This window comes from Paragemmobacter straminiformis (assembly GCF_014243445.1).
GTDB classification, from domain to species: domain Bacteria; phylum Pseudomonadota; class Alphaproteobacteria; order Rhodobacterales; family Rhodobacteraceae; genus Paragemmobacter; species Paragemmobacter straminiformis.
This window is the reverse complement of record NZ_JACLQD010000002.1, coordinates 429,811-444,343: the sequence shown is the minus strand read 5'-3', so window position 1 is coordinate 444,343 and position 14,533 is coordinate 429,811. Positions and strand designations below refer to the sequence as shown.

The window sequence follows — 14,533 nt, the reverse complement described above, 5'->3', positions numbered from 1 at the left end:
GGTCGCCCCATGCAGATGAGTCGCCTAAGTACCGCAGACACCTGGATCAGGCTGATATTCTCGGCCAAGGCCGCCGATGGCCATGTGATCCGACGCAACGTCGACTGGATCGACCGCGAGGTCGGTCGCGACAGGTTCTTGCGCGAAGTGCGCGCGCGGGGGTTTCACCTTATCCAGACGTCCGACCAGTTCATCGTGGTTTGCCATTCCGGCGCAATCCATCTGCTCTTCTGACGGCCAACGAATTTTCTGGCGAAAATTCAGGCCATGTGACCGCCTCTGATTTTTCGCAGAAAAATCGTTGAGGCGCGGCATTGCAATAAGCGCAGGTTAACGCTTTGCTCGCCGCGAAGCCACGCACAGGTCCCGCCCATGCCCGCCCCCCTTTCCGGCATCACCGTCCTCGATCTCACCCATGTCCTTGCCGGTCCCTTCTGCTCGTCCACGCTGCAAGACCTCGGCGCCAGAATCATCAAGGTCGAACGCCCCGTCACGGGCGATGACACCCGCGCCTTCCCCCCCTTTCTCGGCGGCGAATCCGCCTATTTCGCGGCCCTGAATGCGGGCAAGCACTCCATCGCGCTCGATCTGAAACAGCCCGCCGACCGCGCAATCTTCGACCGCCTGCTCGGCCGCGCCGATATCCTGCTTGAAAACTACCGCCCCGGCGTGATGGAGCGTCTGGGCTACGGCTACGACAGCCTGCACGCCCGCTTTCCCCGCCTGATCTACGGCGCGGTGTCGGGCTTTGGCCATACCGGCCCCGATGCGGCCAAACCCGCCTATGACATGGTCGTGCAAGCCCGCGGCGGCGTCATGTCGATCACGGGCGAGGAAGGCGGCCCCCCCGTCCGCGTCGGCGCCTCGATCGGCGACATCGTGGCGGGCATGTATCTGGCCCAAGGCGTGCTTGCAGCCCTCTATTCCCGCGAGAAGACGGGCGAAGGCGCCAAGATCGACATCGCCATGCTCGACGCCCAGATCCCGATACAGGAACACGCCATCGCCATCGCGACAGCAACCGGCCACCCGCCCGGCCCGACAGGGGCGCGCCATCCGACGATCACGCCCTTTTCCACCTTCCGCGCCGCCGACGGCTTTTTCGTCATCGCCGCCGGAAACGACGCGCTCTTTGGCAAGCTCTGCACCACCCTCGGCCTCGATCCCGCCGATCCGCGCTTTGCCACCAACGGCCTGCGCTGCGACAACGTCCACCTGCTGAAACGGCTGATCGAGACGGTCACGCTGCAACAGCCCGTGGCCCATTGGATCGCCACGCTCGATGCCGCAGGCATCCCCACCGGACGCGTGCAGAACATGGCGCAGGCGCTGGCCGATCCCCAGATCCTCGCCCGCAACATGGTGCTGCCCGTCACCCCGCGCGACGGCGGCGGCCCCGCCTTCACCGCTGCGGGCAATCCGATCAAGATGTCCACCCTGCCCGAACAGTCGGCCCGTCCCCCCGCCCCCACCCTCGACGGCGACCGCGCGGCCATCCTCGACTGGCTCGATCACCCCGCTTGACGCGCTTTAAGCCTTTTCTGCCGCGAACAGACATTGCCCCCGCCCCAACGCGGCTTAAGAAGAGCATGCGCGAACGTAGAACCGGTGACCCATGTCCAATCAAGATGCCCTCGTGATCTTCACCCCTTCGGGCAAGCGCGGGCGCTTCCCGCTCGGCACTCCCGTGCTGACTGCCGCCCGCCAGCTGGGGGTTGACCTCGATTCCGTCTGCGGCGGGCGCGGCATCTGCTCGAAATGCCAGATCACGCCCTCTTACGGCGATTTCCCCAAGCATGGCGTCAGCGTCGAATCCGACGCGCTGACCGAATGGAACTCGGTCGAGGAACGCTACAAGTCCAAGCGCGGCATGGCCCCCGGTCGCCGGCTCGGCTGTCAGGCGCAGGTGATGGGCGATGTGGTCATCGACGTGCCGCCGGAATCACAGGTCCACAAGCAGGTCATCCGCAAATCCGCCACCCAGCGCGACATCGTGATGGACCCCGCCACCCGCCTTTTGTACGTCGAGGTGGCCGAACCCGACATGCACGAACCCACGGGCGATTTCGAACGCCTCGCAAATGCCCTGCGCGACCAGTGGCAGGTGCAGGACCTTACCGCAGGCCTGCCGCTCATGCGCCGCCTGCAACCCGCCCTGCGCAAGGGCGAATGGAAGGTCACCGTGGCGCTGCACAAGGGCAACCACGACGCCCGCCCCCGCATCCTCGACATTTTCCCCGGCTTCTACGAAGGCGGGCTCTACGGCCTTGCCATCGACCTTGGCTCCACCACCATCGCGGCGCATCTGTGCGACCTGCGCGACGGATCGGTGCTTGCCTCCTCGGGCCTGATGAACCCGCAGATCCGCTTCGGCGAAGACCTCATGTCCCGCGTCTCCTACGCCATGATGAACCCCGGCGGCGATGTGGAAATGACCCGCGCCGTGCGCGAGGCGATCAACGCCCTCGCCACCTCCATCGCGGCCGAGGCGCAGATCGACCCCGCCCTGATCTACGAGGTGGTCTTTGTCTGCAACCCGGTGATGCACCACCTGCTTCTGGGCATCGACCCTGTCGAACTCGGTCAGGCGCCCTTTGCGCTTGCCACCTCGGGCTCGATGTCGCTCGATGCGCGCGAACTGGACCTGACCAACATCAACACCGCCGCCCGCGTCTATATCCTGCCCTGCATCGCGGGCCATGTGGGGGCCGATGCCGCCGCCGTGGCCCTGTCGGAAGAGCCGAACAAATCCAAGGACATGGTCCTCATCGTCGATGTGGGCACCAATGCCGAGATCCTGCTTGGCAACGAAACCCGCGTCCTCGCCTGCTCCTCACCCACCGGCCCCGCCTTCGAGGGGGCGCAGATCTCCTCGGGCCAGCGCGCCGCACCGGGGGCCATCGAACGCGTCGAGATCGACCCCGTCACCAAAGAGCCGCGCTTCAAGGTCATCGGCTCCGACCTCTGGTCCACCGACGCGGGCTTTGCCGAGGCGACCAAACAATCCGGCATCACCGGCATCTGCGGCTCGGGCATCATCGAGGCCGTGGCCGAGCTGCGCCTTGCGGGCCTGCTCGATCCGGGCGGCCTCATCGGCAGCCCCGAACAGACCGGAACCTGGCGCTGCACCCCCGAGGGGCGCACCCACAGCTATGTCCTGCACGACGCCAGCGCCGAAGGCGGGGCAAGGATCATGGTCACCCAAGGCGACATCCGCGCCATCCAGCTTGCCAAATCCGCCCTCTACGCCGGCGCGCGCCTGCTGATGGACGAAATGGGCATCGACCATGTCGACCGCGTCACCCTTGCCGGGGCCTTCGGCGCGCATATCAGCCCCAAACACGCGATGGTGCTGGGCATGATCCCCGACGTGCCGCTGGACAAGGTGACAAGTGCCGGCAACGCCGCAGGCACGGGCGCGCGCATGGCGCTGTGCAACATCGGCCTGCGCAACCAGATCGAGGCGACCGTCCACGACATCCACAAGGTCGAAACCGCGATCGAACCGCGCTTTCAGGAACATTTCGTCGCGGCCAACGCCATCCCGCACAAGACCGACCCCTTCCCCAACCTCAACGCCATCGTCACCCTGCCCGATGTCAGCTTCAACGCGGGCGGCGCGGGCAGCGAAGGGCGCAGACGGCGGCGCTAGGGAAAAATCGCGCCCTGCCTCAACCTTCTTTCCTTTTCGTCGTCCTGCCTTATAACCCGATCAACCCGACAGGATGGACATGGAAGAAGATACGGTTGCCGGATTGATCGCAAAGGTGGCCGCCGCAGACCGCGCCGCCTTTCGCGACCTCTATTCCGCGACCTCGTCGAAACTTATGGGCACGCTTCTGCGTATCCTCGGCACAAGATCCGAGGCTGAAGATGCATTGCAGGAAGTGTTCACCCGTGTCTGGCTCCGCGCCGGACGCTTCGATCCCGAAAAGGGGCGCGGCATGACATGGCTCATCGCCATCGCGCGCAACCATGCCATCGACCGCCTGCGCAGCCGTTCCCCCGCCGCCGCAGGCGATGACGGCGACGAACTGGACAGCGTGGCCGACACCTCCCTTTCCGCCGAAGGCAGCCTTATTGCCAAGGGCGAGGCCCGGCGCATTTCCGATTGCTTCGCCACGCTCGAACCCGACCGCGCCGCCGCCGTGCGCGGGGCCTATCTCGACGGGCTGGCCTATACCGATCTTGCCGACCGCTACGCCGTGCCGCTGAACACCATGCGCACATGGCTGCGCCGCAGCCTTCTCAAATTGCGGGAGTGTCTCGACCAATGACCTCCGATGATCTCGCCATGACCCCGCAAGACAAGGACGACGTCCTCGCCGCCGAATATGTGCTTGGCGTGCTGGACCTGCCCGAACGCCTGTCGGTCGAGACACGCGCCAAGACCGACACGGCCTTTGCCGCCCGCATCACCGCATGGGAAAACCGGCTTGCAGACCTCAACGGGGGTTTCGCCGAAGCCCCCGCCCCGAACCTGCTGCCGCAGATCGAGGCGCGGCTTTTCGGAACGCCCGCGCCGCGCCGCCGCCCGCTTTTCGGCTGGCTTGCGGGGGCCATCGCCGCAGCCGCCGTGGCGATTGCCGCCGTGGCCCTGCTGGTCCCGCCCGCCCCCGCGCCGCTTGTGGCGACCTTGGGCGCCGAAGCCGATCCGCTGCGGTTCGAGGCGCGGCACGATGGCCAGACGCTTGTCGTCACCCGCGTTGCGGGAACGCCCGCTCCGGCTGGGCAGGTGCAGGAACTCTGGATCATCGCGCCCGATGCAGCGCCGGTCTCACTCGGCCTGCTGACCGACGCGCCCCTTGCCGTGGCCTATCCCGACACGCCCGAAGGCTGGACCCTCGCCGTGTCGCTGGAACCCGAAGGCGGCTCGCCCACGGGCGCGCCCACCGGCCCCGTGCTGGCCGCAGGCACGATCACCGACCTGTAACCCCCGCCCCCCCTCTCCGCCTTGCGCGGCAGAGGGGCGGGCTGCACCGCACCGCGCCGTGCCGAAAATTTTTTCTCCGAAAAATTTTCATCCCCCTGAAACTTCCCCCCACCACCCCCCGTAAGTCCTGATGCAAGGCGGGATTGGCCCGCCGCAGTACCGGAGACAGACACATGAAATTCCGCATGGCCACCGCCATCCTCGCCCTGACCGCTTCCGTCGCCTTCGCCGCCTCGCACAGCGGTGAAAACCCGATGGTCGGCGGGGCCGCGATGTTCGCCGACAAGAACATCATCGAGAACGCCGTGAACTCGGCCGATCATACCACCCTCGTCGCCGCCGTTCAGGCCGCGGGTCTGGTCGAGACGCTGCAAGGCGCGGGCCCCTTCACCGTCTTTGCCCCGACCAACGAGGCTTTCGCCAAACTGCCGGCAGGCACGGTCGAAACCCTGCTGAAGCCCGAGAACAAGGACACGCTGGTCAAGGTTCTCACCTGCCACGTCGTGGGCAAGGCCGTTCTGGCCGAGGCGCTGAACAAGATGATCATGGATGACAACGGCAAGCACCCGGTCCCGACCCTGGGCGGCTGCACCCTGCAGGCCAGCTACGAAGGCGACATGATCAAGCTCACCGACGAGAACGGCAACGTCGCCACCGTCACCATCGCCGACGTCAAGCAGTCGAACGGCGTCATCCACGTGATCGACACGGTCATGCTGCCCAAGGGCTGATCACGTAACAGGGGCGGCCCCCACCGCCCCGCATCCCAAAGCCCCCGGGCTTGCGCATATGTCCCCGCGCAAGTCCCGGGCGGCCTTGCGGGGGGACCGGTCACTCGGTCCCCCCGTTCCGCATTGCCCGTTCCCGCTTGACGCCGCCCGCCCCATCGCTTACCTCAAACCCCGCAGGCGGGTGTAGCTCAATGGCAGAGCAGCAGCTTCCCAAGCTGAATACGAGGGTTCGATTCCCTTCACCCGCTCCAATCCTTCCTTTCGCCTGCCCTTCCCTTCGCCCGCGTCCGGCGTTAGGCATCTGGCATCGTCAAGACAGGGGTTTTCCAGATGAACAGCGATATCACCCGCTACGGCACCGGCCCGCGCATGTCGGAAGGCGTGGCCTATAACGGAATCCTATGGGTTGCCGGACAGGTCGGCAAACCGGGCGACTCGGTCGCCGACCAGACCCGCACCTGCCTTGCGGAAGTGGACCGCATCCTTGCCGGCGCGGGCATCGACAAGACGCGCATCCTGTCGGCGCAGATCTGGCTGGCTGACATGGCCGACTTTGCCGAGATGAACAGCGTCTGGGATGCATGGGTGCCGCAGGGCCACACCCCCGCCCGCGCCACGGGCGAAGCCAAACTCGCCACTCCCGCCTATCGCGTCGAAGTGATCGTGACTGCCGCGCTGAAGTAAGACGGAAGCGGGGGGCATTCTGCCCCCCGCACCCCCCTGAGAGTATTTGCCCAAAGGTGAAGGGGTCAGGGTTTCAGATATTCGACCAGCGCCTGCGTCGACCCGTCCTTGCCCGCCGCCGACTGCTTGCCTTCAAGGATCGGCTGCAAGGCCAGGGCCAGCTCCTTGCCCAGCTCGACCCCCCATTGGTCATAGGAATTGATGCCGAGGATCACGCCCTCGACAAAGACGCGGTGTTCGTAAAGCGCGATGATCTGGCCCAGCACAAAGGGCGTCAGCTTGGGATAGGCCAGCACCGTCGAGGGCCGGTTGCCCGGAAACACCCGATGCCGCGCCTGCCGGTCGAGTTCGTCGCCCGCCAGCCCCTTGGCCGCCATGATCGCCCGCGCCTCGGCCAGCGACCGGCCGCGCAGCAGCGCTTCGGCCTGTGCCAGACAGTTCGACACAAGCAGCACGTGCTGATGCGCCAGATGCGGCTCGTGCCCCTGCCGCGCGACAAGGAATTCGCAAGGCACCACCCGCGTGCCCTGATGGATCAGCTGGTAAAACGCATGCTGCCCGTTGGTCCCCGGCTCGCCCCAGACCACCGGCCCCGAATGGATCGTCAGGTCTGACCCGTCCATCGCCACGCGCTTGCCGTTGCTCTCCATCTCGAGCTGTTGCAGATAGGCGGGCAGCCGCGACAGCCGCTGGTCATAGGGCAGCACCGCCCGCGTGGTATAGCCGCAGATCTGGTTGTGCCAGATGCCCACAAGCGCCAGCAGCACGGGCAGGTTCTCGTCGAAGCCGGCCGTCAGGAAATGCTCGTCCATCGCCCGCCCACCGGCAAGGAAGGCGCGGAAATCCTCGGGGCCAACGGCCAGCATCAGCGCAAGACCGATCGGCCCCCACATCGAATAGCGCCCGCCGACCCAATCCTCGAAGCCGAAGACGCGGCTGGCATCGATGCCAAAGGCTGCCGTCTTGTCGGCCGCCGTCGACACGGCGGCAAATTGCGCGGCGGGGTTCTTCACCACCCGCGCCATCCAGTCGCGCGCGGTCATGGCATTGGTCATCGTCTCGATGGTGGTAAAGGTCTTGGACGCCACGATCACCAGCGTCGTCTCCGGGTTCAGCCCGCGCAGCACATCCGCGATATGCGCCCCGTCGACATTCGAGACATAATGGCAGCGCGGACCGTCATGATAGGGCGCCAGCGCCAGCGTCGCCATCGCAGGGCCAAGGTCCGACCCGCCGATGCCGATATTGACCACATCGGTGATGCGCCCGCCCTGCCCCGCAAAACGCCCCTCGCGCACGTCGCGCGCAAAGGCCTCCATCCGCTCCAGTGTCTCAACGATGGCGGGGACCACGTTCTTGCCCCCGACGATCACCGTTCCATCCAGATTGCGCAGCGCCGTATGCAGCACGGCGCGGCCTTCGGTCTCGTTGATCGTCTCGCCCGTGAACATGGCCGCCCGCTTCGCCGCCACGCCTGACGCCTCGGCCAGCGCCACCAGCATCGCCCGCGCATCGGCATCGATATTGGTCTTGGACCAGTCAAAGACCATCTCGCCCGCCCGCGCGGTGAAATGCTCGGCCCGCGTCGCGTCGTCGAACAGCGACAGGATCGACCGCCCCGCGACGCCCTCGTGATGCGCCGAAAGCGCCTGCCAGATCTCTTTCATCGTCTCACTCCGCCCAATGCACGGTTGCGTTGTCCAGCACCGCCCGCACCGGCGCCTCGAGAGGTGACAGCTCCATCGCCCGCTCGAGTGCCGCACGCTTCTCGGCTCCGGTGATCAGCACATGGATATTCATCGCCCCGCGCAAGACCGGCGCGGTCAGCGTGATGCGCGGCTCTCCCGCCGCCTCTGCCCGCAGCGCCATCAGCACCGGCGCATCGGCGGCCAAAGCCTCCTCCAGCCGGTCAGCCCCGGGAAAAAGCGAGGCCGTGTGCATATCGGCCCCCATCCCCAGCAGCAGGACCGAAATCGGCAGATGGGCGGCGATGCCTTCGGACAATGCCTCGAGCGCCTGCTCGGGCGCGGGCACGGGCGCGTAAAGCGGCACCAGCCGCGCCGCCGCCGCCTTGCCGCGCAGGAACCGCTCGCGCAACAGGCGCGTGTTCGACCGCGGGCTGCCCTCGTCGACCCAGCGCTCGTCGTTCAGGAAGACGGCGACATTGCCCCAATCGATGTCGACCCCCGACAAGGTGTCGAAGATCGGCCCCGGCGTGGTTCCCCCCGGCACCGAAAGCGAAGCCTTGCCCTCCCGCCGCAGAAAATCCGCAAGCTGCCCCGCGATCACATTCGCAAGCCCGAGCATGAGGAATTCGCGGTCGGGATAGGTCTCCAGCTTCATTCCTTGATCTCCCTCCAGCGCCGCCCGTCGCGATGCATCAGCATCAACGCATCTTCGGGGCCACTGGATCCCGGATCATATCCCTGCGGCTTCTGGCCACGCTCTTCCCAACCCTGGATGATCGGGTCGGCCCAGGCCCAGGCGGCCTCGACCTCGTCGCCGCGCATGAACAAGGTCTGGTTGCCGCGGATCACATCCATGATCAGCCGCTCGTAGGCGTCGGGAATATCCTCGGCATCCGCGCCAAGGGCATCGGCAAAGGCCATGTCCAGCGGCACCTGCATCAGACGCATGCCCCCCGGTCCCGGTTCCTTGATCATCATCATCAGGTTCATGCCCTCGTTGGGCTGCAACCGGATGACTAGAACATTCTCGCGCCAGCCTTCGGCATCGTCAAAGATCGAATGCGGCGGTTCCTTGAAGGTGATGGCAATCTCGGACGCGCGCGCACGAAGCCGCTTGCCCGTGCGCAGGTAAAAGGGCGTGCCCTTCCAGCGCCAGTTCGAGATATGCACCTTGAGCGCGACATAGCTTTCCGTCTTGCTCGCGGGGTTTTCCGAATGCTCGACATAGCCGCCCTGCCCGCCGCCGGCCAGATACTGCCCCCGCACGATGTCCTCGGGGCGCACCGCGTCAAGCGCGCGGATCACCTTCAGCTTCTCGTCCCGCACGGCATCGGGGTCAAAGTGATAGGGCGGCTCCATCGCGATCAGACACAGCAACTGCATCAGGTGGTTCTGCACCATGTCCCGCATCGCGCCCGACTTGTCGTAATAGGCTCCACGCCCCTCGACACCGACGGTCTCGGCCACGGTGATCTGCACATGGTCGATGTATTCGGCCTTCCACAGCGGCTCGAACAGGATATTGGCAAAGCGCACCGCCATCAGGTTCTGGACCGTCTCCTTGCCCAGATAATGGTCAATCCGGTAGATCTGCTGTTCGTTGAAATGCTTGGCCAAAGTCCCGTTCAGCGCCCGGGCCGAGGCAAGGTCGCGCCCGAAGGGCTTTTCGACAACGATCCGGCTCCAGGCATCGGCGATGCCATGCTGGTGCAACCGCTCCGCAATATCCCCGAACAGCGCGGGCGCCACTGAAAAGTAAAAGGCCCGCACGACATTCTCGCGCATCATCGCCTTCAACTCGGTCCAGCCGCCGGTGCCCTTGGCGTCGATCGAGACATAGCCGATCCGCCCGATGAAGGCGTCGATCGCCGCCTTGTCCTGCCGCTCGGCGGGAACGAATTCGACGATGGCCTCGCGCACCGTGTCACGGAAGGCCGCCTCGGTCAGATCGGCCCGCGCCGCACCGATGATCCGGCTCGTCTCGGGCATCTGGCCGGCCAGATACCGCCGGTAAAGACCCGGCAGGATCTTGCGCCGCGCAAGGTCTCCCGTCCCGCCAAAAATCACAAGGTCGAAGGCGTCGACCGGAATGACACGCGAAACCATTGAATTCCCTCGCTGCTGCTGGTCGTGCGCTGCGTTGTTAGCGCTAACGCCGCCGCTTTTACCCCCGCGAACCCGCCCTGTCTAGCACCGCTTTCACGCCGGGCAAAGCACGTTGCTGCTCTGCAGCATGGTTCAGGCCAGCTCCCGCGCAACCGCAACGCCGCTCCGAAGCGCCTGCCGCCTTCCTCTTGCCCCAAATATCCTCGGGGGGAAGGGGCGCGGCAGGCGCCCCGCGGGGGGCAGAAGGCCCCCCGAACAGCGCCCCGCCCGACGCTGCGGCAAATCTCCTTGCCTCAGGCGTCCAGTTCGGCGTCCCAGTAGAGGTAATCCATCCAGCTCTCGTGCAGATGGTTCGGCGGAAAGCGCCGCCCGTGCGACTGCATCTCCTCGGCCGAAGGCTGGCGCGGCGGGCGGCGCAGATGCATTCCCACCTGCCGCAGCGTCTTGGACCCCTTGCGCAGGTTGCAGGGGCTACAGGCCGCCACCACATTCTCCCAGCTCGTCACCCCGCCCCGCGACCGCGGCAACACATGGTCAAAGGTCAGATCCCCCTTCGCGCCGCAATACTGGCAACAGAACTCGTCCCTCAGAAAAAGATTGAAGCGCGTGAAGGCCACGCGCTTCTGGGGTTTGACGAATTCTTTCAGCACCACGACCGAGGGTATGCGGAACTCCTGCCTCTGGCTGCGCACCACATGGTCGTATTCCGCCACGATCTGCACACGGTCGAGGAAGGCCGCCTTGATCGCCTCCTGCCAGGGCCAAAGGCTCAGCGGGTAGTAGCTGAGCGGCCGGTAATCGGCGTTCAGCACCAAAGCCGGATAATGCTTCAGCGCCGCCGGATCCCTTACGAACTGTGTCCTGAAATCGCCGTCCATCGGTCTTTGAGACTCCGCTTTCGACCCGCCGCCTTCCGACCCGGGGCGGGGAGCCCCGCCCCGACAGCTTTGACTATATATGGCGTAACCTCTCTGGCAAGCCCCTCAAGCTGTTGGGTCCGCGCCGATCACAGCTAGCCTGCGCCTGTAACGCCCATGTGACCCGCATCGCCGCTTTTTTCTGCACGGAAGTCCCCCGGCACCGCCCCGCACCGGATTTTCGCAGAAAATCCGCACGAAGATTTTTCGCCGAAAAATCTTCCCCCCGCCCCAAAAGGAAACGGCCCCGCCGATGGCAGGGCCGCTCCGACCGTTTTTGCCCGGGCTCAGCGCGCCGCGTCGACAGCGCGCTTGGTCAGCACCTTCACCAGATGCGCCCGGTATTCGGGCGTGCCGTGCAGGTCGCCGATCATCTCGGCGGCATCCACCTTCAGCCCCGCCACCGCAGCGCCCGAGAAGTTCGACGACAGCGCCGACTCGCCCTCGCTCCAGCGGAAGACGCCGTTGTTCGACGCCCCCGTGACTGCCACGCGCACGCCGCCCTTGAACTTGGCAACGAACACGCCGGTCAGCGCGAACCGGCTGGCGGGCTGGTTGAACTTCACATAGGCGGCCTTCTCCGGCACGGGAAAGGTGACACCGGTGATGATCTCGCCCTCTTCCAGCGCCGTCGTGAACATGCCCTGAAAGTAGTCGTCCGCCGCGATCTTGCGCTTGTTGGTCACGACCGTCGCCCCCGACCCCAGCACCGCCGCCGGATAGCAGGCGGCAGGGTCGTTGTTGGCCAGCGACCCGCCGATGGTCCCGCGGTTGCGCACCGCCGGATCGCCGATGCCCCCCGCCAGTGCGGCCAGCGCCGGATAGTGCTTGGCCGCCTCGGCGGCAACCACCGCATGCGGCGTCGCCGCCCCGATGCTCAGCCCGTCATCGCCAAGGCAGACACCCTTCATCTCGGCGATTCCGGTCAGGCTGACCAGCACGCTCGGTGCGGCAAGCCGTTGCTTCATCGTCGGCGTCAGCGTCTGCCCGCCCGACAGCGCCTGCGCGCCCTCGTTCGACAGGGCCTTCACCGCTTCCGCGATGGACGAGGGCTTCACGAAGTCAAAGTTATGCATGTCTCGACCCTCCCTTCAGGCGTTCATCGCCGACCAGACCCGCGAGGGGCTGACAGGCATGTCGATATGGGTGACGTGCGTATGCCCGCCACGATGCAGCGCGTCGATCACCGCGTTCACCACCGCCGGCGGCGAACCGATCGCCCCCGCCTCGCCGCAGCCCTTCACCCCCAGCGGGTTATGCGTGCAGGGCGTGATGCACGAGGCGTCGACCGTATAGAACGGCACGTCATCCGCGCGCGGCATGGCATAGTCCATGTAGGAACCGGTCAGCAACTGCCCGTTCTCGTCATAGGAGGTGTTCTCGAGCAGCGCCTGCCCGATCCCCTGCCCCACGCCGCCATGCACCTGCCCCTCCACGATCATCGGGTTCATCACATTCCCGAAGTCGTCGGCACAGGTGAACGAGCAGACCTCGACCTTGCCGGTCTCGGCATCGACCTCGACCTCGCACAGATAGGCGCCCGCCGGATAGGTGAAGTTGGCCGGATCATAGAAGGCCGTCTCTTCCAGACCCGGTTCCAGCGTCTCGAGCGGGTAGTTGTGCGGAACATAGGCCGAGAAGGCGATCTCGCCGAAGGTCTTGGCCTTGTCGGTGCCCGCCACGCTGAACTTGCCGTCTGCAAAGGTGATGTCGCCTTCGGCCGCTTCCAGCATATGGGCCGCGATCTTCTTGCCCTTGGCGATGATCTTGTCCACCGCCTTGGTCATCGCCGTGCCGCAGACCGCAAGGCTGCGCGACCCGTAAGACCCCATGCCGAACGGGATCTTCGACGTATCGCCATGCACGATCTCGATCGAGCTTTCGGGAATCCCCAACTGCTCGGCCACGACCTGCGCAAAGACCGTCTCATGCCCCTGCCCGTGGCTGTGCGCCCCGGTCATGACGCTGATGTTGCCGGTGGCATTCACCCGCACCGTCGCCGCATCGTAAAGCCCGACGCGGCTGCCAAGGATGCCGACAAGGTTCGACGGCGCGATACCGCAGGCCTCGATCCAGGTCGAAAGCCCCATCCCGCGCAGCTTGCCGCGCTTGGCGCTCTCGACGCGGCGCTTCTCGAAGCCGGCCACATCGCCCAGCTCCATCGCCTTGTCCAGCGTCGCCTGATAGTTGCCGGTGTCGTAAACCAGCCCGACCGGGGTGGTATAGGGGAACATGTCCGTGGTCAGGAAGTTCTTGCGACGCACCTCGAACGGGTCGAGGTTCAGCTCGCGGCACATCTTGTCGATCACCCGTTCAAGGCTGTAGGTCGCCTCGGGCCGCCCCGCACCGCGATAGGCATCCACGGGCGCGGTATTGGTGAACACGGTCTTCACGTTCACATAGACATGCGGCACCTTGTAGGGGCCGGCCATCAGCGTGCCATGCAGGAAGGTCGGCGTCGCGGTCGAGAAGTTCGACAGATAGGCGCCCACGTTGGCCATGGTCGAGGTGCGGAAGGCAAGGAAATTGCCCTGCTTGTCGCACGCCAGCTCGATCTTGGTCACATGGTCGCGGCCATGCGCATCCGACAAAAAGCTTTCCGACCGCTCGGCCACCCATTTGACGGGGCGCTTGATCTTTTTCGCCGCCGCCAGAACCAGCGCCTCTTCGCCGTAATGATAGATCTTCGACCCGAACCCGCCGCCCACATCGGGGGCGACAACGGTCAGCTTGTTCTCGGGAATCCCCATGACGAAGGCCGCGATCAGCAGGCGCGTCAGGTGCGGGTTCTGGCTCGTCGTGGTCAGCTTGTAGTCGCCCGTGCCGGGGAAATACTCGCCGATGCTGGCGCGCGGTTCCATCGCGTTCGGCACCAGACGGTTGTTGACCAGCTCAAGCGTGGTCACATGCGGCGCCGATTTGAACGCAGCCTCGGTCGCGGCGCGGTTGTCCTCGATCCAGCCCCAGTCAAAGCACTGGTTGTCCGGAATCTCGTCATGCACGCGGTTGGACGAATCGGCCAAGGCCTGCGCCATGTCGACGATCGCGGGCAGCTCCTCGATTTCCGTTTCGTCTGCAATGACTTGCGCGGCGTCCTTCGCCTGCTGCAAGGTCTCGGCCACCACGGCGGCATAGGCGTCGCCCACATGGCGCACCTTGCCATGCGCCAGCACGGGCCGCTTGGGTTCGCGCATCGGCGTGCCGTCGCGGCTGTTGATCAGCCAGCCCGCAGGGTTGCCGCCGACATCCTTGAAATCCTCGCCCGTGAACACGGCCAGAACCCCCGGCATGGCCGAAGCCGTGGCCGTGCCCACCGATTTGATCCGCCCGTGCGCGACGGTCGAACGGACAAAGACCGCATAGGTCTGCCCCGCGATCACCACGTCATCGGTATAATTGCCAAGCCCGCTCAGAAAGCGGACATCCTCGCGCCGTTTCGAACTGGCGCCGATCCCGTAATCCTTCGGCATCTGG

General features: G+C 65.7%; 13 protein-coding genes and 1 tRNA gene. 8 read left to right on the top strand and 6 right to left on the bottom strand.

Going from position 1 to position 14,533, the window contains the following annotated elements; genetic code table 11:
• The first annotated feature begins 15 nt into the window (after positions 1-15).
• The 8 genes from H7F16_RS07930 (at position 16) to H7F16_RS07895 (ending at position 6,348) form a co-directional block, all read left to right on the top strand.
• Positions 16-234, top strand: coding sequence for an N-(5'-phosphoribosyl)anthranilate isomerase (locus H7F16_RS07930; protein WP_241741344.1), 219 nt, complete (start codon positions 16-18; stop codon positions 232-234).
• A gap of 138 nt (positions 235-372) precedes the next feature.
• Positions 373-1,524, top strand: a complete 1,152-nt coding sequence (locus tag H7F16_RS07925; RefSeq protein WP_185797034.1) for a CaiB/BaiF CoA transferase family protein — start codon at positions 373-375, stop codon at positions 1,522-1,524.
• Between the two features lie 91 nt (positions 1,525-1,615).
• The gene (locus tag H7F16_RS07920) at positions 1,616-3,652 is read left to right on the top strand and encodes an ASKHA domain-containing protein (RefSeq protein ID WP_185797033.1); all 2,037 of its coding nucleotides are present in this window, start codon (positions 1,616-1,618) and stop codon (positions 3,650-3,652) included.
• Between the two features lie 79 nt (positions 3,653-3,731).
• Positions 3,732-4,277: a sigma-70 family RNA polymerase sigma factor gene (locus H7F16_RS07915; protein WP_185797032.1), complete on the top strand. Its 546-nt coding sequence runs from the start codon at positions 3,732-3,734 to the stop codon at positions 4,275-4,277.
• On the top strand, positions 4,274-4,933 hold the full coding sequence (locus tag H7F16_RS07910; protein WP_185797031.1) for an anti-sigma factor: 660 nt from the start codon (positions 4,274-4,276) through the stop codon (positions 4,931-4,933). The genes H7F16_RS07915 and H7F16_RS07910 overlap by 4 nt, the downstream gene beginning before the upstream one ends.
• Positions 4,934-5,106: 173 nt before the next feature.
• Positions 5,107-5,664, top strand: a complete 558-nt coding sequence (locus tag H7F16_RS07905; protein WP_206682586.1) for a fasciclin domain-containing protein — start codon at positions 5,107-5,109, stop codon at positions 5,662-5,664.
• A 177-nt stretch (positions 5,665-5,841) separates the two neighbouring features.
• Positions 5,842-5,915, top strand: a tRNA-Gly gene (locus tag H7F16_RS07900).
• Between the two features lie 79 nt (positions 5,916-5,994).
• Entirely contained in the window at positions 5,995-6,348 is a 354-nt protein-coding gene (locus H7F16_RS07895; RefSeq protein WP_185797030.1) for a RidA family protein, read from the top strand.
• Positions 6,349-6,413: 65 nt separating this feature from the next.
• Here H7F16_RS07895 and pgi read toward each other — a convergent pair whose 3' ends face one another.
• The 6 genes from pgi to H7F16_RS07865 all read right to left on the bottom strand — a co-directional run bounded on the left by pgi (position 6,414) and on the right by H7F16_RS07865 (position 14,529).
• On the bottom strand, positions 6,414-8,015 hold the full coding sequence (gene pgi, locus H7F16_RS07890) for a glucose-6-phosphate isomerase (RefSeq protein ID WP_185797029.1): 1,602 nt from the start codon (positions 8,013-8,015) through the stop codon (positions 6,414-6,416).
• Positions 8,016-8,019: 4 nt separating this feature from the next.
• The gene (pgl, locus tag H7F16_RS07885) at positions 8,020-8,691 is read right to left on the bottom strand and encodes a 6-phosphogluconolactonase (RefSeq protein ID WP_185797028.1); all 672 of its coding nucleotides are present in this window, start codon (positions 8,689-8,691) and stop codon (positions 8,020-8,022) included.
• Complete coding sequence (gene zwf / locus H7F16_RS07880; protein WP_185797027.1) at positions 8,688-10,142, bottom strand: glucose-6-phosphate dehydrogenase; 1,455 nt, start codon at positions 10,140-10,142, stop codon at positions 8,688-8,690. The genes pgl and zwf overlap by 4 nt, the downstream gene beginning before the upstream one ends.
• A gap of 293 nt (positions 10,143-10,435) precedes the next feature.
• Positions 10,436-11,020, bottom strand: a complete 585-nt coding sequence (locus tag H7F16_RS07875) for an HNH endonuclease (RefSeq protein ID WP_185797026.1) — start codon at positions 11,018-11,020, stop codon at positions 10,436-10,438.
• 326 nt (positions 11,021-11,346) lie between these two features.
• Complete coding sequence (locus tag H7F16_RS07870; RefSeq protein WP_185797025.1) at positions 11,347-12,135, bottom strand: FAD binding domain-containing protein; 789 nt, start codon at positions 12,133-12,135, stop codon at positions 11,347-11,349.
• 15 nt (positions 12,136-12,150) lie between these two features.
• The gene (locus H7F16_RS07865; RefSeq protein ID WP_185797024.1) at positions 12,151-14,529 is read right to left on the bottom strand and encodes a xanthine dehydrogenase family protein molybdopterin-binding subunit; all 2,379 of its coding nucleotides are present in this window, start codon (positions 14,527-14,529) and stop codon (positions 12,151-12,153) included.
• Between the last annotated feature and the right edge of the window lie 4 nt (positions 14,530-14,533).